This window comes from Thermococcus sp. SY098 (assembly GCF_035621495.1).
Taxonomy (GTDB): domain Archaea; phylum Methanobacteriota_B; class Thermococci; order Thermococcales; family Thermococcaceae; genus Thermococcus_B.
Genome location: NZ_CP141821.1, coordinates 168,718 through 185,771, shown reverse-complemented (window position 1 = coordinate 185,771; position 17,054 = coordinate 168,718). Strand labels below are relative to the sequence as shown.

At 41.6% G+C, this 17,054-nt stretch carries 21 protein-coding genes; 13 read left to right on the top strand and 8 right to left on the bottom strand.

Annotation, left to right across the window (positions count from 1 at the left end):
- The first annotated feature begins 174 nt into the window (after nucleotides 1-174).
- The 5 genes from VFC49_RS00990 to VFC49_RS00970 are packed head-to-tail and all read left to right on the top strand — an operon-like array spanning nucleotide 175 to nucleotide 2,757.
- Nucleotides 175-792 (top strand): haloacid dehalogenase, encoded by a 618-nt coding sequence (locus VFC49_RS00990; RefSeq protein ID WP_324736561.1) that lies wholly within the window; start codon nucleotides 175-177, stop codon nucleotides 790-792.
- Nucleotides 789-1,370, top strand: a complete 582-nt coding sequence (locus tag VFC49_RS00985) for an endonuclease V (protein ID WP_324735798.1) — start codon at nucleotides 789-791, stop codon at nucleotides 1,368-1,370. The genes VFC49_RS00990 and VFC49_RS00985 overlap by 4 nt, the downstream gene beginning before the upstream one ends.
- Nucleotides 1,357-1,992, top strand: coding sequence for a DUF120 domain-containing protein (locus VFC49_RS00980; protein WP_324735797.1), 636 nt, complete (start codon nucleotides 1,357-1,359; stop codon nucleotides 1,990-1,992). Before VFC49_RS00985 ends, VFC49_RS00980 begins: the two co-directional genes overlap by 14 nt.
- Nucleotides 1,989-2,513 carry a hypothetical protein gene (locus VFC49_RS00975; RefSeq protein ID WP_324735796.1) on the top strand — a complete coding sequence of 175 codons (525 nt, stop codon included), beginning with the start codon at nucleotides 1,989-1,991 and terminating at the stop codon, nucleotides 2,511-2,513. The genes VFC49_RS00980 and VFC49_RS00975 overlap by 4 nt, the downstream gene beginning before the upstream one ends.
- Before the next feature lie 34 nt (nucleotides 2,514-2,547).
- Complete coding sequence (locus tag VFC49_RS00970; RefSeq protein WP_013466840.1) at nucleotides 2,548-2,757, top strand: PRC-barrel domain-containing protein; 210 nt, start codon at nucleotides 2,548-2,550, stop codon at nucleotides 2,755-2,757.
- Between the two features lie 5 nt (nucleotides 2,758-2,762).
- Here VFC49_RS00970 and VFC49_RS00965 read toward each other — a convergent pair whose 3' ends face one another.
- The gene (locus tag VFC49_RS00965) at nucleotides 2,763-4,226 is read right to left on the bottom strand and encodes a DHH family phosphoesterase (protein WP_324735795.1); all 1,464 of its coding nucleotides are present in this window, start codon (nucleotides 4,224-4,226) and stop codon (nucleotides 2,763-2,765) included.
- A 124-nt stretch (nucleotides 4,227-4,350) separates the two neighbouring features.
- On the opposite strand from VFC49_RS00965, the gene VFC49_RS00960 reads away from it, so the two are divergent.
- The 3 genes from VFC49_RS00960 (at nucleotide 4,351) to VFC49_RS00950 (ending at nucleotide 7,979) form a co-directional block, all read left to right on the top strand.
- The gene (locus tag VFC49_RS00960) at nucleotides 4,351-6,150 is read left to right on the top strand and encodes a hypothetical protein (protein ID WP_324735794.1); all 1,800 of its coding nucleotides are present in this window, start codon (nucleotides 4,351-4,353) and stop codon (nucleotides 6,148-6,150) included.
- Between the two features lie 155 nt (nucleotides 6,151-6,305).
- Complete coding sequence (locus VFC49_RS00955) at nucleotides 6,306-7,175, top strand: DMT family transporter (RefSeq protein WP_324735793.1); 870 nt, start codon at nucleotides 6,306-6,308, stop codon at nucleotides 7,173-7,175.
- A gap of 243 nt (nucleotides 7,176-7,418) precedes the next feature.
- Nucleotides 7,419-7,979, top strand: a complete 561-nt coding sequence (locus tag VFC49_RS00950; RefSeq protein WP_324736560.1) for a CBS domain-containing protein — start codon at nucleotides 7,419-7,421, stop codon at nucleotides 7,977-7,979.
- 81 nt (nucleotides 7,980-8,060) lie between these two features.
- Here the strand turns inward: VFC49_RS00950 and VFC49_RS00945 are convergent, their stop codons facing one another.
- The gene (locus VFC49_RS00945) at nucleotides 8,061-8,648 is read right to left on the bottom strand and encodes an adenosylcobinamide amidohydrolase (protein WP_324735792.1); all 588 of its coding nucleotides are present in this window, start codon (nucleotides 8,646-8,648) and stop codon (nucleotides 8,061-8,063) included.
- A 98-nt stretch (nucleotides 8,649-8,746) separates the two neighbouring features.
- On the opposite strand from VFC49_RS00945, the gene VFC49_RS00940 reads away from it, so the two are divergent.
- Nucleotides 8,747-9,040: a hypothetical protein gene (locus VFC49_RS00940; RefSeq protein ID WP_324735791.1), complete on the top strand. Its 294-nt coding sequence runs from the start codon at nucleotides 8,747-8,749 to the stop codon at nucleotides 9,038-9,040.
- Nucleotides 9,041-9,089: 49 nt separating this feature from the next.
- Here the strand turns inward: VFC49_RS00940 and cobT are convergent, their stop codons facing one another.
- Nucleotides 9,090-10,091, bottom strand: a complete 1,002-nt coding sequence (gene cobT, locus VFC49_RS00935; protein WP_324735790.1) for a nicotinate mononucleotide-dependent phosphoribosyltransferase CobT — start codon at nucleotides 10,089-10,091, stop codon at nucleotides 9,090-9,092.
- 95 nt (nucleotides 10,092-10,186) lie between these two features.
- Between cobT and VFC49_RS00930 the strand changes: the two genes are divergently transcribed.
- Genes VFC49_RS00930 through VFC49_RS00920 form a run of 3 tightly spaced genes read left to right on the top strand, consistent with a single transcriptional unit; the run spans nucleotide 10,187 to nucleotide 14,258 of the window.
- A complete protein-coding gene (locus VFC49_RS00930; protein WP_324735789.1) occupies nucleotides 10,187-12,046 on the top strand; it encodes an ABC transporter substrate-binding protein in 1,860 nt (619 codons plus the stop codon).
- 35 nt (nucleotides 12,047-12,081) lie between these two features.
- Complete coding sequence (locus VFC49_RS00925) at nucleotides 12,082-12,825, top strand: radical SAM protein (RefSeq protein ID WP_324735788.1); 744 nt, start codon at nucleotides 12,082-12,084, stop codon at nucleotides 12,823-12,825.
- A complete protein-coding gene (locus tag VFC49_RS00920; RefSeq protein WP_324735787.1) occupies nucleotides 12,807-14,258 on the top strand; it encodes a cobyric acid synthase in 1,452 nt (483 codons plus the stop codon). Before VFC49_RS00925 ends, VFC49_RS00920 begins: the two co-directional genes overlap by 19 nt.
- Here the strand turns inward: VFC49_RS00920 and VFC49_RS00915 are convergent.
- Together VFC49_RS00915 and cobS are read right to left on the bottom strand one after the other, a co-directional pair.
- Nucleotides 14,231-14,788 carry an NTP transferase domain-containing protein gene (locus VFC49_RS00915; RefSeq protein ID WP_324735786.1) on the bottom strand — a complete coding sequence of 186 codons (558 nt, stop codon included), beginning with the start codon at nucleotides 14,786-14,788 and terminating at the stop codon, nucleotides 14,231-14,233. The two genes, VFC49_RS00920 and VFC49_RS00915, sit on opposite strands and share 28 nt — an antisense overlap.
- Before the next feature lie 5 nt (nucleotides 14,789-14,793).
- Nucleotides 14,794-15,480 (bottom strand): adenosylcobinamide-GDP ribazoletransferase, encoded by a 687-nt coding sequence (gene cobS / locus VFC49_RS00910; protein WP_324735785.1) that lies wholly within the window; start codon nucleotides 15,478-15,480, stop codon nucleotides 14,794-14,796.
- 67 nt (nucleotides 15,481-15,547) lie between these two features.
- On the opposite strand from cobS, the gene VFC49_RS00905 reads away from it, so the two are divergent.
- A complete protein-coding gene (locus VFC49_RS00905) occupies nucleotides 15,548-15,721 on the top strand; it encodes a hypothetical protein (RefSeq protein WP_324735784.1) in 174 nt (57 codons plus the stop codon).
- Here VFC49_RS00905 and cobZ read toward each other — a convergent pair.
- Genes cobZ through VFC49_RS00890 form a run of 3 tightly spaced genes read right to left on the bottom strand, consistent with a single transcriptional unit; the run spans nucleotide 15,678 to nucleotide 17,007 of the window.
- Nucleotides 15,678-16,124, bottom strand: a complete 447-nt coding sequence (gene cobZ, locus VFC49_RS00900; RefSeq protein WP_324736559.1) for an alpha-ribazole phosphatase CobZ — start codon at nucleotides 16,122-16,124, stop codon at nucleotides 15,678-15,680. The genes VFC49_RS00905 and cobZ overlap by 44 nt on opposite strands.
- On the bottom strand, nucleotides 16,121-16,762 hold the full coding sequence (locus tag VFC49_RS00895) for an ATP pyrophosphatase (RefSeq protein WP_324735783.1): 642 nt from the start codon (nucleotides 16,760-16,762) through the stop codon (nucleotides 16,121-16,123). The genes cobZ and VFC49_RS00895 overlap by 4 nt, the downstream gene beginning before the upstream one ends.
- The gene (locus VFC49_RS00890) at nucleotides 16,759-17,007 is read right to left on the bottom strand and encodes a hypothetical protein (RefSeq protein ID WP_324735782.1); all 249 of its coding nucleotides are present in this window, start codon (nucleotides 17,005-17,007) and stop codon (nucleotides 16,759-16,761) included. The genes VFC49_RS00895 and VFC49_RS00890 overlap by 4 nt, the downstream gene beginning before the upstream one ends.
- Nucleotides 17,008-17,054: the final 47 nt, after the last annotated feature.

The following is a 17,054-nucleotide window of genomic DNA, read 5'->3' as shown; positions in this document are numbered from 1 at the left end:
CCCGACCGCGTGAGCGTTTGGGCAGCTATGAGCGCGAGGGACGATGCCGGGCAGACAGGGCTTGGCCTCCGGGGCCGCTCGAGGAAAGCCGACAACGGCTGACGATGAAGGCGGTGGGATATGCCAAGCCCATATTTTTTAAGTTTTTTCCTCTAACAAGTTTTGGTGAAGATGATGAAAATTGCAGAGATAATAACCAAAATCAGAGAGGTTCTTGATGAAAAAGATGCCCTTAGAGAGGAAGCTCTAAAAACAACAAGAGATATTGTTCGTTTAAGCGGTGATGCAATAAAGGCTCTTCATAGGGGAGATTTCGAGTTGGCTGAGGAAAGACTCAATAAAGCTCAGGAATTAGTTAAACACCTTAAGAAGATGCTCAAAAACCACCAAGATTTGTATTTTGCGGGTTATGTTCAAAATGCACATCAGGAATTTGTGGAAGCAATGCTCTTTTACAGCTATCTGAAAGACCAAGACTTCCCTTCCCCAGAAGAACTTGAAATTCCAGGGGCAGATTATGTCTTAGGCATTGGAGATTTCATTGGTGAGCTGAGGAGATATTTCCTAATTCTGCTCATGAATGGGGACATTGCAAAAGCAGAGGAAGTCTATCATTTCATGGAGAGTGTTTATGAAGAACTCATGACTCTTGAATATCCAAAGGGATTGGTTAATATAAGACAGAAGCAGGATCAAGCGCGCTATATTCTTGAGCGTACTCTTGAAGACCTAACGAGAGCAAAGATAAGCAAAGCTTTAGAGGAAAAACTCGAAGAGGCTTTGAAAGGATGAGCAAGGCTAATGTGAACTTTAAAAAGATTGCTGAAGTGCAGAGAAAGCTCAGCAAAAGGATAGTTGAAAAACCATTGGATATTTCGCAAATTAAAACAATTGGTGCAGTTGATGTTTCATATAAAAAAGACAAGGCAAAAGCGGCTTTTGTTTTGTGTTCTTTTCCCCCATGTGAGATTTTGAAAGCTAAAGTCATTGAGACTAACGTTGATTTTCCATATATCCCAACATTTTTCTTTTTGAGGGAAACAAGACCTATTCTGTTAACACTCAAAGGAGAAAGCTTTGATGTTCTCTTAGTTGAGGGACACGGCAAAGCTCATCCAAGGGGCTACGGTTTGGCATCTCACATTGGTTTGCTGCTTAAAAAACCAACGATTGGAGTTGCTAAGAAGCCTTTAAGAGGTTATCCAGAGGGTTCTCTTGTGAAAGTGGGAAAAGCTTATGTAAGCGTTGGAAATTTAATTGATTTGAACTCTGCAGCAAAAATTGTAGAAAGGGTAAATGAGAACGGCTACCCCAAGCCGCTTAAAATTGCAGATAAACTTTCAAAGGGTGCTGGGAATGAAAAAGCTTAAATTAATCCTACAGATTGCAAAAAACGGTGCAATTGGTGAGAAGGCTAAAATTACTCTTAGAGAGCTATCAAAGGAGCTCGAGGTTTCTCCCCAAACTGTTTTAAGATGGCTTGATGAGCTTGAAAAAGAAGGGTATATAACGCGCACAGTTGAAGGAAAGAAAACCTGCATCGAGCTGACTGACAAAGCTCTGATGTATCTGGAAGAGCTTTATGAACAACTCTCGAATGTTTTATATCAAGGGGTGATAATTGGAGAAGTTATTTCGGGACTTGGAGAAGGAGCATACTATGTGAGACAGTATGCCCCCCTAATTGAGGAGTATCTTGGATTTGAACCATATCCCGGCACACTCAACATAAAGATAATTTTTCCAAAGACTATTTTTGATGCACTATGCAACGTCAAACCAATACTGATCCCAGGCTTTGTTAAGAATGGAAGGACTTTTGGGGATGTTAGAGCTTATAGAGTTAAAATAAACGGAATTGAAGGTGCCATAGTGATACCCTCAAGAACCATACACCCCCCAAGAATCGCCGAGGTTATAGCACCCGTTTACTTAAGGAGGGAACTTAACTTAAAAGATGGCTCAAGAATAAAGCTGAAGGTGATAAGATGAAGAAAGAAATTATGAGCATACTTGGCTTTGGAGGGCTGGGCATTACCTTAAGCTTTTTTCTGGTAGTCATGGTGTATCCTTCATATACAGCCATGGAAAAACTCATGCCTCTTTATCTTGGAGGTTTAATACTGGGCGGTATTTTTGGCATGGTTAAAGGGAATATTAACGCCAGCGGATATGCATTCATATTGGGATTTTTGATAACTACTGTCCTTCATCTCCTGTGGATTAGTTTTCCTTTCAAAGTATCCTACGCTTTTGCTTTTTTAGCTTTGGTTGTCTTTGTGATGTGGATCGTGGAATCAACAAGCACCTTAGATATAGCAGTTACTCCTTTTGCGTATTTTGGAGGGTTCATCCTTGCAGCCATTCTGTTCAGGAATGTTGAAATGTACAAGATTGAAGGCTCGGTGATGAGCATTGTTCTTGTCGGTGTTGTGGGAGCAGGAATAAGTCTCTTAATGAGTATGTTCAAAGCATTTGTTGAAAGTGCTCAGACAGCTAAGAAGAAAATTTAAAAGCAGAAAAAAGAACTTAGATGTGGTGGTTGGGATGGTAATGAGGCTGTCAAAACTTTATGGAAAGCAGATATACAACACCAAAGGATACTACGTTGGCTATGTTGACGAGGTCTTGATTGACATCGACAGAGGGCATGGAAAAGTTTTAGCCCTTGGATTACCCGGCGAGAAAGTCGGAATTCCATACGACAGGGTCACCGCGATTGGGGACATCATTTTGGTTAAAGCCAAGGAGGAGTGATCTTTTCAGCCCTCTTTTACCCCCAATGCTTCAAGGAATTTTTCTGTTATAGCCTCTTCTGCAAGTCTTAGTAAGGAGCTCTTGTCCTTTGCCAGTTTAAATATCCCAAGACTTATCCTTGCCCCCCCAGACTGTGCATGACCTCCACCGCTACCTATCTCGCCAAATGCATCCTTTAGGACTTTTCCAATGTTGATTCTCACATCTCTTGTCCTGGCGGATATCTCAATTCTATCATCAACTATTCCAAAAACAAGGACTGTAGTTATCCCCTCAAGCCTTAGGAGGAAATCAGCAGATTCTGCTATAGCGTCTCTATTCGTTATAAATCCAACGTTCGAAACGACCACATTCTTGTATATTTTTCTGTTAAGAATTGCTCTGGCGAGGATCTCAGCAGTTTCTGTTGAGATATCCGGATGCTCGATTTTATCAAGCAGTTCGTAGTTGACCTTCTCTGCCAAAAATTCAATGGCTTTTAAGTCAACATGGCTGAGCTTTGAAAACTTCTTTGTATCAACATAAATACCATAAAACAAACCTGTGGAGAGAGTTTCGTTTAGTGGTAAATTAAGAGCCTTAAAGTATTCGGCAAGTATTGAGGAAGTTGCGTTGACTTCGGGTCGTATATCAACAAATGCATCTTGAGGCAGCTTTTCTTTAAGGCTCTGAAGAATTTGATGATGGTCAATGATAATTTGAATCTTTTTGAAATCATCCTCTTCAAGAATTGTAAGATTCCCATTGGGTTGGGAGTCTATAAGAGCAATGAAGGGGTATCTTTTAATCTCATAAGAACCCCTTGAAACTCTGCTCATGTCAACTCCAAGAACATTTAAAAGGGCTTTATTTTCATGATGGGTAATTTCTCCACCATACACTATATGCACTTTAAATCCAAAGTTTTGTGCTATTGTCTTTAATGCTGCCGCACTTGCCATGGAGTCTGGATCTGGATTATCGTGCATAACTATTAGAAGACCGTCTCCTTTTTGTTTGAGCTGCTGGAGTTTTTTAGCAAGAAGATTTGCATTCTTCTTTTCACCAAACATCTCAACTATATCAACAACGACCTTAGAGATAGCCTTTCTTGGAGATACAGCGTAGTCTATTTTAACCTCTGTTTCAAATTCTTCCTTAATTTGATTCACAATATCCTCCTGGCTTACATCATCAGGAAGAATCGTAAGAATAGGAATTGATTTATTGTTTGAGCGTATTACTTGGATAGTGCGCTTTATTGTGGGAACATCCATTGTTGTAATGATCGCTAAATCGGCCTTATCTATGTGAGCCTTGAGTAGAGTGGCAGTGTATGAAAAATCACCGTGAACAACTTGAAAGCCACTTTCAGATAGTGACCTGGCTCGTAGCTCATCTTTTTCAATAATTGTGATATCAAACTCCCCTTTCAAAGCTTCTGCGATAGTTCTTCCGATTGCCCCTCCACCAAGTATGAGGACCTTCATTTTTCCCACCTTTAATACAATAATGTTTAAATATTAGCGTGGATGTATTTTAGTAAGAATGCCCTTTCAACGATTTTTGGAGAGTAGTGATATATATACCTAATGGTATATGTGGTGGTGAAATATGCAGCTACCTAAAATGCAGCCGTTTAAAGAAAATATTGTGTCCACAAGCAAGGATGACTTTGTATCACTTATCCGTGAAGCCCTCGCTGATGCTAATGGGGCATTTATCAAAATATTTACCAAGGACTCTAATGAGAAATACTATTTCACGGTATTAACGGACAACTCAAAGATACTCGCAGCTTATGGAAAGTTTCTGATCGAGAATAGGGATGTAATCGGAAAGGAAGCACTGGATGCTCTCAAGTTGCTCCTTTCAAATCCAATGGTCATCGATGTATATACCCTCGATGAGATAACGCTTAAGCTGTCTATTGCAGACAACATTGAGATCTATAGCGCAACCCCTAAAATTGGCATTGAGGAATTCCTCGGAGTTCCCAAGCAGAGTGAGTTTTCTGAAGTTCTTGAAAAGGAGAAACTCCTGGAACAGGTTTTAGAAAAAGTTAAGAGGGAGGAGCGAACAAAACCTGCACCTCAAATTGAGAAAGTCAAAGAGGTGAAAAAGGCAAAAGTTCCCGAGATAATAGAAAAACCCCTGGAGGAAAAGCCAGTCAAAGTTCCTAAAGAGGCTCCTAAACCAGCTTCTCAAAAGGTAGCTAAAAAAGAAGAGCTTAAGGTGAAGATTGAAATAATTGGAAGCGAAGCATTTAAACCTGCTCTTGAAGAGGCATTCAAAGAGTACTCAAAAGTTCTTCTCAATGACATTAAGAAGATGAACGATACAGTCCTTAATGAGGTAGAAATTCGCGGTGAAATTGGAACTGGGGTAGTATACTTAACAATTCAACTCAATGCAAATGTCGGGGACGAAAAGAGCATTGAAATTGCAAAAAGAAAGATTCTATTCTTTGCCAATAGGCACATACCTGTTATAGGGAGAGTTTCTGGACTGAAGCCAATAATTAGAACCGTAAAGGTGAACGTAATAGCTGGTGAGAAAGTTGATACCATGGAGGAAAAAGAAAGAGGGGAGGTTGAGCTGTGGCGACTTAAAAAGCCACCGACAGTTCAAGTTACTCCCAAGATATCTCTTACAATCGATCCAGAATTCAGAACGTACTTTAGTGCCTATTCAAAGGCCCTTCTAAGGGACATAGAAGATGCGGGGATTAGAGTTGAAAAGATGGAAGTAGAGGTCGAAGGAAGAAAAGAGCACGAAATCAACATAAAGCTTCACGCTTCTGCAGCCAATATGAGCAGAATCCAGATCGAATCATTTGTGACCGCTCTTGCTAAAAAGCATGCTCGGGAGATAGGGAAGGCTCTTAAGAAATATGTATGGGTGCACAAGGTAGAGGTTGAAAGTATAATGCCTCAACAACCATCGAGTGTCATGGAGTCTCAAGTAAGTACAAAAGCTGCAGAAATCCTCAAGAAAAAATCGGAAATAGAAAAAGAGGTAGAAAAGCTTCTTAAAGAAGCAGGTATTGAGGAGCTGTCGTTCCTAACTGAAGACAAGAAAAAAGATGTAGAGCAAACGTTGCTCAAAAGCCGTATTGAACCTGCTATGGAAACTTTGAAATCAAGAGTCCAGAATGACCTTAAATTGCTTCCAAGGGTCACTTTTAAGTGGCTCAAGATGAACTGGAACTTCACGGGTTCAAACGTGGAAGTTATATTTGAAGTCAGCTTTGCAAAAGAGGAAGTTGGGGGATTATTTGGGACATTTTCAGGAATTTCTGACGATAAAATAAAAGAGGATGCTATTAGGACAATAAAGAAGGCTATGGAAGATGTTTCAAGAGAATATGGCATAAATATTGTCCCAAAGAGAATAAACGTCCTTGTTCGCTGATTTTAAATTTTATCAGCACTCAAGATCGTCATCATTGCAGAGCTCAGTTCTGCCGAGGTCATCATCCGAAACTTTTCAACTTTAAATGCTTATAAATTCATTTATGATATTTGTCGAAACGTTAAGTTTTTAAGCTAAGTGGAAGACGAGATCACATGAATCCGTTGATGTTCGGAGTAATATTGTCACTGCTGTCAGCGTTTGGGTGGGGAGTCTCCTCAATACTGTTGAAAATAAGCATGAAAAACAAAGGTGCCATAACGGTAAATATAGTTAGGCTCTACATTATTGCCGTTGTCTATGCAATCTTCTTTACGGTTAATGGAAACTGGGAGGAAGTTTTAAACTTAACACCCCTCCAGCTTATGGTTGCATTTGTCTCTGCCCAGTTCGGGTTTGTTATCGGAGATTACTTTTTCTTTAACGCTATGAAAATCATGGGTGTTTCAAGGACGGTGCCCATAACTTCATCTTATCCTCTCTGGGCAATTTTATGGGCATATTTGTTTCTCGGAAGAAATATCAGCCCACAGATAATATTCGGTGCATTTTTAATAGTCCTCGCTATTATAATTGTACGGCAGGGGGAAATAGAGGAGCATTTAGATATGAAAGGATTTATATTTGCTCTCTTAGCTCCGTTATCGTGGAGCTTTGCCATAATTACCATGGAATGGCTCTCTGCTCAAATTTCACCTTTTACATTGGCTGGGCTTAGGATGATGTTTGCTGCTTTGGGGATTAGCGTATTTGTCAAGAAATATGAAAGCGAGATAAAAACAATTACAAAAAGAGAATTAACAGCATTAGCAGGAGCAGCGTTTTTAGGCTTATTCATTGGACAGTATTCATTTGTGAAGGCAGTTAGCTTGGTCGGTTCTCCAATTGCAGCTCCAATTACGGCAATAAATCCGATTATCTCAGCGACCTTGGCTATTCTTATTCTAAGAGAGCCTCCAAACAGCAAGATTCTGACCGGTTTAGTGATGGCAGTGATTGGTGTAATATTGATAAGCACAGCATAAAGGTTAAATCTCAATCATCCCAATTATTAATGCCGACAGCGAGGGTACAATTCGTACCCTCGTGGGCTCGGTCGAACCCGCCTCCGCAAGAACTCGGGCTCAATGAGCGGAGTGTGCTCACGCCGAGCCCATAGGGCCGGTGCATCCGCCCCCGTGAGCCATGAGCGGGGTGTCTCTGTTGCCGGCCCACAATTTCAAAACTTTTATAATCCCCAAAGTTAATTTTAATAACCGGTGGTTATTATGGTAATTCTTCCCCGCCCCATTGATCCGCGAGAGATAAGACGAATCAGAAAAGAGCTTGGAATTACTCAAGAGGAACTTGCTAAAAGGGCAGGTGTTACCCAAGCGTATATAGCTAAGCTTGAAAGTGGAAGAGTTGATCCCAGACTTTCAACTTTTAATCGAATTCTTGAGGCCCTTCTTCAGTGTAAGAAAGCCCAGTTGAAAGCTAAAGATGTAATGTCTTCTCCGATAATTGCTGTTAAACCGTATGATCAAGTGGATAAGATAATCAAGCTGATGAACGAACACAACATATCCCAGGTTCCTGTGATTGCAGGAAACAAAGTTGTCGGATCTGTAACTGAAAAAACACTTGTGAGAAAGAGCCTGGAATATGAAGACATCTACGAGAGAAAAGCTATGGAAGTCATGGAGGAGCCTTTTCCAATAGTCAATGAGGAGGAAGACATTGAGGTCGTTAAGTATCTCCTTGAAGAGCATCCAGCGGTTATTGTGCAGAACAAGGAGGGAAAGCCTGTAGGGATAATAACCCGCTCAGACCTGTTCCGGCTTAAGTGATCAGCCAGCCGTCCACTCATCATCCCTCAGCGTCGGAAGGCATCATCCCCAGTAGATTATTCCCGCCACAATTTTTAAATCTTAATCTTTGATTTTCTCCCATTTGACCAAGCTTTCCTTTAGGGCTTTTCTTACGGCTTTTCCAATTGAGATACCGAGCTTTGTTGCAGTTCCAGCCCACTCTTCTCTTCCTTCATAAGCAAACACCCCAATCCCATCACTTGTGGTTCCCGTTGCGTTGTAGCCAAGCTTCAGCAGGGTGTAAGTTTTTGCTTCTGTTGCGGTCATTATAGCGTTTGCCAATGCTCCAACGCTTAACCCTTCAGATATTATGAGGGCAATGTTTATCGTTCCGGGCTTCCATGGTGGAGGTTCGTCACCCGCTATGGCAGGATTTGTTATTCCTGCCGTTATATATGCCTCAACTCTCCCATTTTTTGCATGGACGAGAACTTTTGGAATATCTGCCGCTGTCATGAAGCCCACAAAGTCCCTTAATCCGTTCTGCTTTTCGAAATTAAGGCAGTCTTCTTTGTAGTTGCCGCTGTAGTTCTTGTGAACGTGCATGAAGAAGAAGCCATTAGCCCTGAATAATCCACCGTTATGAGGGGCGTTGCTTAAGCTGAGCATCGGTTCCTTGAAAGCATGGATGTAGTGTTTGCCAACCATGGAGTCTAATACTCTTTTTCGTTTAAGAGCTTGACGGTCTTCGGAACACTTTTAAAGGGCTGATAAGGAAGATTAATGACTGCACTGGGGGTGTAAAAATGGATCCAATGGAAAAGATGCTTGATGATGCCGCAAAGAATCCCAAGATGAGAAGAAAGCTTAAAGTCAAGGCACTGCTTTCACTTGTTCTGTTTATCGTGTTCCTCTTAGCGTTATTCACTGCAATAGGCATGCTGTGGGCCACAAAAAACGGAGCATTCCTTGGAATGACCAAGGCTCAAATCTTTGCACTTAGAACAAAAGTCGCTCTCATCATGAACGTTCTTATCATTGCTCACATCATAGTCAATCGTAAGGTTTTTGTGAAGGAGCTTAAGATTCTGTTTGGGTGATTTTCTCCCATTTTATATTTTACAAGCATAAAAAAGAAAAGACAGCAAATTAAGCTTTTCCTCCAATCTCCATAAGCCTTTCATAAAGCTCATCAACCTTCTTTGCAACATCATCAACTGTAAACCCTCTCTTAACAGCCAGCCAAACTGCTCCCCCAGCTCCAACGCCTTCCTTCACATATCCTCTCTCATAATCTTGCAGACCCTTGAACTTGCTCTTTGAAAAGTCAAGCTCAGCGTAGTAGTAGATTATGCCAATATCTTTTGCCGTCTTCTTGAACGTTGAACTCTCATCATTTACAACCCACTTTGTCGTGGCGATCATGAATCTGCTCAAATCTTCCCCCATAGCCTTGAGCAGAGCAGCTATTGCCAGCATCTGAGTTCCACCTGCTAAGACAACGTTACCTTTGAATCCCTGGGAGAGTCCAATAACGGTTGCCATCATTGGGTCACCGAACTCCTCTAATGCTCTTAAAGGTTCATTTGCAAATCCACCTTTTTCAATGCCCGCTCTTTTGAAGCCTTCCATGATTACCTGCTCCTTCAAGCTCTGCGGATTGTCTGGTGAAGCAGATGAAGTTCTCGCATCATATCCCAAAGCCCAGAGAACAGCTTGAGCCGTTGTCGTTCCTCCAGGGGTTGACTCACCAATTACTATTTCTCTAAGATTAAGTTTGTCCAGCTGCTGTCCAAAGAGTTTTGCCTTCTCTATTATTTTTTCTGCCTCCGGGAGGGCCTTCTCCCTGCGGAAGTCCCTCCCAACTACGTCGCTTATGTGAATGTGAGGAACTAATGGTGCTAAATAAGTCCCTCCCCTGACAATTACAATTGGAAAATCAGCCAGTTCCTTAGCGGCTTTAGTGATTATAGCTGGTGTCGGGTGCCCTTCTGGAGTTACGGGGATAACATCAATGATTTCAGGCTTTTCATAAAACAGATATTCGGCATCCGCTGGAGGAGTCAATTTGGTTAACTCCGGAGTTGCTCCGGCAACACTTATTCCCGGGATTGTGCTTACCTCAGTGTTCCCCAAAACTACCAGCATCATAATCTTCACCCTTGGCAATTTTATCCAACAAGCTTATATACCCTTCGCCCATATTTTTGCTGAAGGCTGGACAAATAATCCAAAAGGTGAGAATCATGAAAAGAAAAGTCGCCCTGATTTTGACAATTTTGATGTTTGGAGTAATAATAGCGGGCTGTATAAATCAACAGACATCTTCAACCCAAAGCACAACCCCAACAAGTACGACTACCCAAGCAACCTCCTCAAAAGAGATGACAGCAGCTCACACAACCTCAACTACAAAAGCTCCAACGGAGACTGAACAGCGAAAGTATCCAATAACCATCACTGATTTTGCAGATAGAAAAGTTACCATTGAAAAAGAGCCTCAGAGAATCGTTTCCTTAGCTCCAAGTATAACCGAAACCTTATACTTCCTCGGGGCTTTGGACAAAGTTGTAGGTGTTACCCAATATGATGATTTTCCCCCGGGAGTGCAGGAAGGTAGAACAATTATTGGGGGATTTAGCAATCCAAACATCGAAATAATTGCATCTCTGAAACCCGATCTAATCATCGCTACATCTATGCACCTGAAATATCTCACTCAACTTGAGCAGATTGCCCCGGTTGTAATCATTGACCCCAAGAACATGGATGACATCTACAAGGCAATTGAACTTCTCGGTAAAGTTGTCGACAAAGAAGAACAAGCACAAAAAGTTGTTGCAGATATGAAGTCAAAAGTTGAGGAAATCCAAAATGCAGTTAAGAGCAAGCCAAAAGTCAAGGTCTTTTATGTTGTCTGGAATAATCCCCTGATGACCGCTGGAAAGGGGACTTTCATTGATGACTTGATTAAATTAGCCGGTGGAGAAAACGTATTCAGCGATGTTGAAGGATGGGCGCAGGTAAGTGTAGAGCAGGTTTTAGCTAAGGATCCAGAAGTCATAATTCTCACGCCTCATTGTGGAATGACGGTTCAGGATGTATATCACAGCGAACTTTCAAAGACAACTGCCGCCAAGGAAGGAAAGGTGGTGGTAATTCAAAACGACAATGTCCTTGTAAGACCCTCTCCAAGAATTGTTATTGGGCTCGAAGAGCTTGCAAAAGTTATTCATCCTGATGTATTTGGAGGAAAGTATCCCCTCACTGTTATTGACTTCATGAACAGAACAGTCACAATTGAAAAAGAGCCCCAAAGAATTGTCTCACTTGCACCAAGCATAACAGAAACCCTGTTCTATATAGGTGCCGGTGATAAGGTTGTTGGTGTTACAAAGTACGATGACTTCCCACCTCAAGTAGCTAATATTACGAAAATTGGTGGCTTTAGCGATCCTAATATTGAGATTATCGCATCACTTAAGCCAGACTTGATTATCGGGACTTCAATGCACCTTAAATATCTTGACCAGCTCCAGCAGATTGCACCAGTAATAATCGTTGCACCGAGAAACATTGATGAAATCTATAAACAAATTGAGCTTTTGGGTAAGGTTACCAACAGGGAAGAATATGCACAGAGTGTTGTTAATGAAATGAAGGCAAAAGTTGAGTACATAACTTCAATAGTCAAGGATAAGCCAAAGCCAAAGGTTTTCTTCATAAGCTGGTGGAACCCAATCTACACTCCTGGTAGAGATACGTTCCAGGGCGATCTTATTGAATTAGCCGGTGGAGAGAATGTATTCAATGATTTAACTGGCTGGGCACAAGTTAGCATTGAGCAGGTGTTGGCGAGAAATCCAGAAATCATAATACTCTCAGCTCATGCTGGAATTTCGCCAGAACAGCTCTGTGAGACAGAGCTCGCAAAGACAGATGCCGTGAAGAACGGTAGGGTCTATGTTATAAGCGACGACAACATAATTTCGCGTCCAGGGCCAAGAATTGTGCTGGGCTTAGAAGAGCTGGCAGAATTCATACATCCTGAAGTTTTCAACTATGAACCACAACCGTTGAAGTGTAGTACCTCGGTCTCTGGTTAATCTTTTTCCCTCTACCCTTTCTTTTGGTGGTTGCCATGACAAATGTTTATCACATTGTCCAATTTCAAAGCGGAGATGCATATGTGCTCTTCCATGGTTGTCATTGGCGCTGTTCTTATTGTGTATGGGCGTTTGAAAAATGGAATCTGTGTCTTCCAGATGATTTAAAGAGAAAGCTTGATAAGCTGTGGATCCGAGGGGATATTAAATTTTTGAGCATTGAAGAAGTTGTAAGAATTTTAAAGGAAAATGGCGTTAAGCTGGCTTTTTTCGGAGGCGGAGAGCCTACAATTGATAGAGAGCTCAAACCGTTAATAAAACGCCTGAAAAAAGAGGGGATTGACGTGTGGCTTATCACTAATGGTGAGCTTTTGGATAAGGAACTTGTTGATTTGGTAAGAGGGATAACATTCAGCATAAAAGCCCTTGATAATGAGCTTCACAAGAAAATAACTGGTGTTTCTAACTATAAGGCTCTTAAGAACTTTAAACGCTTTGCAAAAAGCGGAAAAATAGTTGCCGAAACTGTTTATGTTAAAGGTATCGTAGAGTGTAATGAAATATTAAAAATAGCCAAATTCATAGCATCACTAAATCCAAAAATCAGGTTCAGAATTGATCCTCTTGTCCAGAACCCCGTATATGAGGAGGTTGATGAATGCATAAGAAAAGTGAGAAGAATCCTGCCAAACACGTATAGAATAAAGGCAACAGGAAAAGGTGAGCCTCCCAATTTGCTTTATCCTGAGGTGAGTAAAATATGGGAAAGGCCCTCATGATTCAGGGCACTTCATCAGGAGCTGGAAAATCTCTCCTAACCTTAGCCTTATGTAGAATTTTCACGGACATGGGCTACGATGTAGTTCCGTTTAAAAGCCAAAATATGAGCCTAAATTCGGCTCCGAGCATAGAAGGAGGAGAGATCAGCAGGGCGCAGTATTTACAAGCTTTAGCGTGCAGAAAGAAACCCTCAATAAATTTTAACCCCATTTTACTTAAACCAGAGGGGAATATGAGGAGTCAAATAGTTTTCATGGGGAAGCCAATAGGAAGTGTCTCCGCTCGTGAATATATGCTCTCAAAGAAAGAGGAACTTTTCAAAAAAGCTATGCAGGTTTTAGATGAGCTTTTGGAAAAGCACGACATCGTTGTAATTGAAGGGGCTGGGAGTCCAGTCGAGATCAACCTCAAAGATTATGATATTGCAAATATGCGTGTTGCAAAACATGCAAATGCCAAAGTCATTCTCGTTACGGACATAGATCGAGGCGGTAGTTTTGCTTCTATAGTTGGCACAATGGAGTTATTAAGTAAAGAAGAGCGGGAACTCGTAATCGGCTTTGTCTTCAACAAATTTAGGGGAGATGCCTCTCTTCTGAAGCCTGGCTTTGAATATCTTGAGAGGAAATACGGTAAGAAGGTTTTGGGTGTGATACCATACACGGAGCACAAAATCCCAGAGGAAGATTCTCTCGTTAGCTTTCCAAAGGTTAAGGGCGATTTGCATATTCAAATCATTAAGCTCCCACATATAAGCAACTTCACAGATTTTGAACCCCTCCACTGGGCAAACGGAGTTGATTATGTCACAAAAGCGGAGGAAATCAAAGGGGATTTAATCATAATTCCAGGAAGCAAGAACACGATTGAAGATCTGCTCTGGATGAGGGAGAACGGCATTGAAGATGCAGTAATCCAAGCACATAAAGATGGAGCATTCGTTGTAGGAATCTGCGGTGGCTTTCAGATGCTTGGAGAAAAAATTATTGATAAAATAGAGTCGAAGCGTGGTAGGGTTAGGGGTATTGGTCTGCTGAAAGCTAAAACGGTGTTTGCTAAAACTAAGAGAACAAACCATTTAAAGGCCGAAATTATGTGGGAGCCTATGAGAGGCTTAAACGTTGATGGTTATGAGATTAGGATGGGGCGCTCTGTATCAAAAAACCCATTCTCAATAATACGTAAAATAAACGGAGTTAAGACCTTTGAGCCTGAAGGAGCTGTTGGGAAAAGGGTTTTTGGCACTTATCTCCACGGAATTTTTCACAACTTTGAATTTACAGAGCGGTTTTTGAACATGCTTCGCTTAGAAAAGGGTCTTGAACCAATAACAGTGCAGAAGTGGAGTATTGAAGAGGAAATCGAGAGGTTTGCAAAGATTGTTGAGAGAAATCTCGACATTAGTTACATCTTGAGAAGCTTAGGGCTGTAAATCAGCTTTGCAATTTTTTCTGCAAGCTCCAGCTCTTCCAGAGTGTTCACATTCAGAGCCAATAATGGATTTGTAAGCTTGAAAAACTCTTCTCCTTCTTCAGCTACGGCGTTTAACCCAACAATTGCACATCCCCTATAGGTTACGGGGTGGAGATCTTTTGGAACAAGACTTAAGGGAAGAACCCCCGTTAAGCTTTTTCTTCCGTCAAAGGCTTTCTTGATGAGCCAGAAATCACCTGCTTTCACAAAAGGAACGTCTGCGGAGATGCTTACAAATGGACCAAATTCCTTTAAAAGCCCCTGAACATCGTGAACATAACCCTTTCCAGAGGTTTCAATAAAAGGAATTCCCTCCCGAAGGCAGAGCTCTCTCGTTTTGGGTGTATTTTTGCTCAATGCGACTAAAACTTCATCAACTTTTTCTGCCTGCTCATAAATCCAGAGGAGCATCGGTTTATTGGCTATCCTGAGAACGGGCTTTTCTTTTCCCATTCTGGTAGATTTTCCTCCTGCTAAGATGATTATCATAAGTATCACCAAATGAAAGCCAAGATCAAAAGCGTTCCGCCCCTCGTTATCTCAGCCACCGCTCCAATGCAGTCACCATTTAAACCGCCAAAGTTATCTAAGCTGAGCTTTATGATGTAAGCCCCAATTAGAAATCCAAGAACACTAATAACAGTTCTCCACTCGTAGAGAAAGAAAGGCACCAGTAAGAGAATGTAAATCATGGTTGCCAAAAGCAGTTGCTTTCTGCTCATAGCCTCCATAAAGTAAGCTCCTAACCCATCTCCTAAAGGCTTCTTCGTGCTTAAAGCCAGAACCATCGCATACTTCGAGTTCAGCTCTGCCAGAAAAAGGGCGTAGAACGGGGTGTAGCTCAAAGAGTAGACTTGGATAAGCAGAACCATTACAACAGCAAAAATTCCTGCTATCCCAGTGTTCAAGTCCTTCATGGCTTTAATCTTCCTTTCCCTGTCCCCTTTGGTCATAATCCCATCGGCAAAATCTGCTAATCCGTCAAGGTGGAGCAAGCCTATGGTGAAATATAAGAGCAGAACTGCCAAAATATTTTTCAGAGGAGCGTTAAAATAAAGGACAATTGTGGATAAAGCAGAAGTAATGACTGCCAGCATAGGGAACGCCCAAATCTCCTGCCTTGCTTTTTCAAAGTCACCCTCAAGCGGAATCCTTGTCATGAAAGAGATGATGTTTTTCATTGAACCACCCGGCTAATTAATCCAATGTTGAAAAGCCTTAAAAATTCTTCCTCCGATTATTTGTGCAATGAAGAAGGAACACTATCGAATATTGCTCATCGTTGTTTTGGCTCTCGCCTTTGTATACACGCTCGGCTTAGCTGGGATTCTGCCTTTTGCGGTTAGTTATTACATTACAATTCTCTTCATATTTCTGTTTATCTTCCTCCGCTGGGAGTCTCGGCTGAATCGAAATTCATAGGTTCAAAGAGCTTTGTCATGCAGCCAGCTATGAATCCCCCAACTGCATCGTCCAAAAACGGTGGTAGCTCTTTTAAGATTCCCGGCTTTTTGGTGTCATAGTAGAAGAAGTTGAAAAGAGCTATCTTTCCACCGATGTACTCTGCAATGTTAATGCCAATCAGTTCATCTGCAACCAAATTAACTGGATCTCCTTTGACTTTAAAGTTCTCCTCAAGGAGCAATGCCGCCATAAAAAGGGCTTGAACATTGACATCTTTGAGATAATGGAGCATCAGAGGCTTGAGCTTCTCCCTAATCCTTTCAACATCTTCTCCAATGTAAAGCTCCAAAGCTGTGTCGAGCATCTTTTTGAGAGTTATGCCTTTTGATTCAAGTCTTCGGAGAATTTCTCCAGCTTTCATGCTCTCACCAGCCTGAACCTCAGCCACCAGTATCTTTCACCCTCCTCAACTTCCTCTGGTTTTAGCTCAAAGCTCTTCTCAAATAGCGGACACTTTAAAACCACAGTGTGGAACTCTGCAAACTCTCCTACGGGATCAACATTGGGATTTTCCTTTAAAAACTGCTCCAAATCTCTAATTGAGCGAAAGGTGTAGCCGAGCCACTCCTTTGAGAGCTTTTCCTTATTGACGGCAATTATTGAGTACTCGAAGCCGGCGTTTATTATTTCCTTCGCAAGCTCAAATGTGTTCCTCCCCCATAGCGGTTCTAAAGTTCTTGTCCCGCTCTTTTCAGCGAGCAACTCAACCCACTTTAAATGATCTTCAAGTAGGACATCCCCAGCGATTATGTAATCAACGTCAAGAGATGCTATGAACTCAGCGAGAGCTTCGCTTCCTTTGGCCATATCGAAGATCAGGAGCTTCTTATTCATTGCATCTGCAAGCTTTTTCAGCTCGCTTAAGTTTTCGTAGTGAGGTGATAGGCCGATTGTAGTTTTCATTGCCAGAAGGTAGGGAATTTCAATTCCTTGTCTTTCGGCTAAGTACGTTGCATAAAGCCCATCTTTGCCTCCTGAAAAGAATGCCACACCTCTCAAATTAAGCCCTCCAATTTAACCTGTTCATACTCTTCACGAATCTTTTGAAGCTCTGCCTTGTCCACATAGGGAATTATTGCTCCGCAATCAATGCAAAGCCATGGATATGCCTTAACAGTGCCGGTAAAAGCCGCTTTTAAACCATGTTTCCATGGGGCCCTCCAGAAATACTGAGCGTGTCCCTCAAATTTGCTCTTCCCTTTTATCATGGTTCCTCCACAGAAGGGGCATTTTTTCGTTTCCATAAGGATCACCTAAAAATTACAGCAGCTTTGGATGTTTTATCCTTTGC

Coding starts and splice junctions, on each gene's coding strand:
- VFC49_RS00990 (WP_324736561.1), top strand. CDS start 175: ATGAAAATTGCAGAGATAATAACCAAAATCAGAGAGGTTCTTGATGAA.
- VFC49_RS00985 (WP_324735798.1), top strand. CDS start 789: ATGAGCAAGGCTAATGTGAACTTTAAAAAGATTGCTGAAGTGCAGAGA.
- VFC49_RS00980 (WP_324735797.1), top strand. CDS start 1,357: ATGAAAAAGCTTAAATTAATCCTACAGATTGCAAAAAACGGTGCAATT.
- VFC49_RS00975 (WP_324735796.1), top strand. CDS start 1,989: ATGAAGAAAGAAATTATGAGCATACTTGGCTTTGGAGGGCTGGGCATT.
- VFC49_RS00970 (WP_013466840.1), top strand. CDS start 2,548: ATGGTAATGAGGCTGTCAAAACTTTATGGAAAGCAGATATACAACACC.
- VFC49_RS00965 (WP_324735795.1), bottom strand. CDS start 4,226: ATGAAGGTCCTCATACTTGGTGGAGGGGCAATCGGAAGAACTATCGCA.
- VFC49_RS00960 (WP_324735794.1), top strand. CDS start 4,351: ATGCAGCTACCTAAAATGCAGCCGTTTAAAGAAAATATTGTGTCCACA.
- VFC49_RS00955 (WP_324735793.1), top strand. CDS start 6,306: ATGAATCCGTTGATGTTCGGAGTAATATTGTCACTGCTGTCAGCGTTT.
- VFC49_RS00950 (WP_324736560.1), top strand. CDS start 7,419: ATGGTAATTCTTCCCCGCCCCATTGATCCGCGAGAGATAAGACGAATC.
- VFC49_RS00945 (WP_324735792.1), bottom strand. CDS start 8,648: ATGGTTGGCAAACACTACATCCATGCTTTCAAGGAACCGATGCTCAGC.
- VFC49_RS00940 (WP_324735791.1), top strand. CDS start 8,747: ATGGATCCAATGGAAAAGATGCTTGATGATGCCGCAAAGAATCCCAAG.
- cobT (WP_324735790.1), bottom strand. CDS start 10,091: ATGATGCTGGTAGTTTTGGGGAACACTGAGGTAAGCACAATCCCGGGA.
- VFC49_RS00930 (WP_324735789.1), top strand. CDS start 10,187: ATGAAAAGAAAAGTCGCCCTGATTTTGACAATTTTGATGTTTGGAGTA.
- VFC49_RS00925 (WP_324735788.1), top strand. CDS start 12,082: ATGACAAATGTTTATCACATTGTCCAATTTCAAAGCGGAGATGCATAT.
- VFC49_RS00920 (WP_324735787.1), top strand. CDS start 12,807: ATGGGAAAGGCCCTCATGATTCAGGGCACTTCATCAGGAGCTGGAAAA.
- VFC49_RS00915 (WP_324735786.1), bottom strand. CDS start 14,788: ATGATAATCATCTTAGCAGGAGGAAAATCTACCAGAATGGGAAAAGAA.
- cobS (WP_324735785.1), bottom strand. CDS start 15,480: ATGAAAAACATCATCTCTTTCATGACAAGGATTCCGCTTGAGGGTGAC.
- VFC49_RS00905 (WP_324735784.1), top strand. CDS start 15,548: ATGAAGAAGGAACACTATCGAATATTGCTCATCGTTGTTTTGGCTCTC.
- cobZ (WP_324736559.1), bottom strand. CDS start 16,124: ATGAAAGCTGGAGAAATTCTCCGAAGACTTGAATCAAAAGGCATAACT.
- VFC49_RS00890 (WP_324735782.1), bottom strand. CDS start 17,007: ATGGAAACGAAAAAATGCCCCTTCTGTGGAGGAACCATGATAAAAGGG.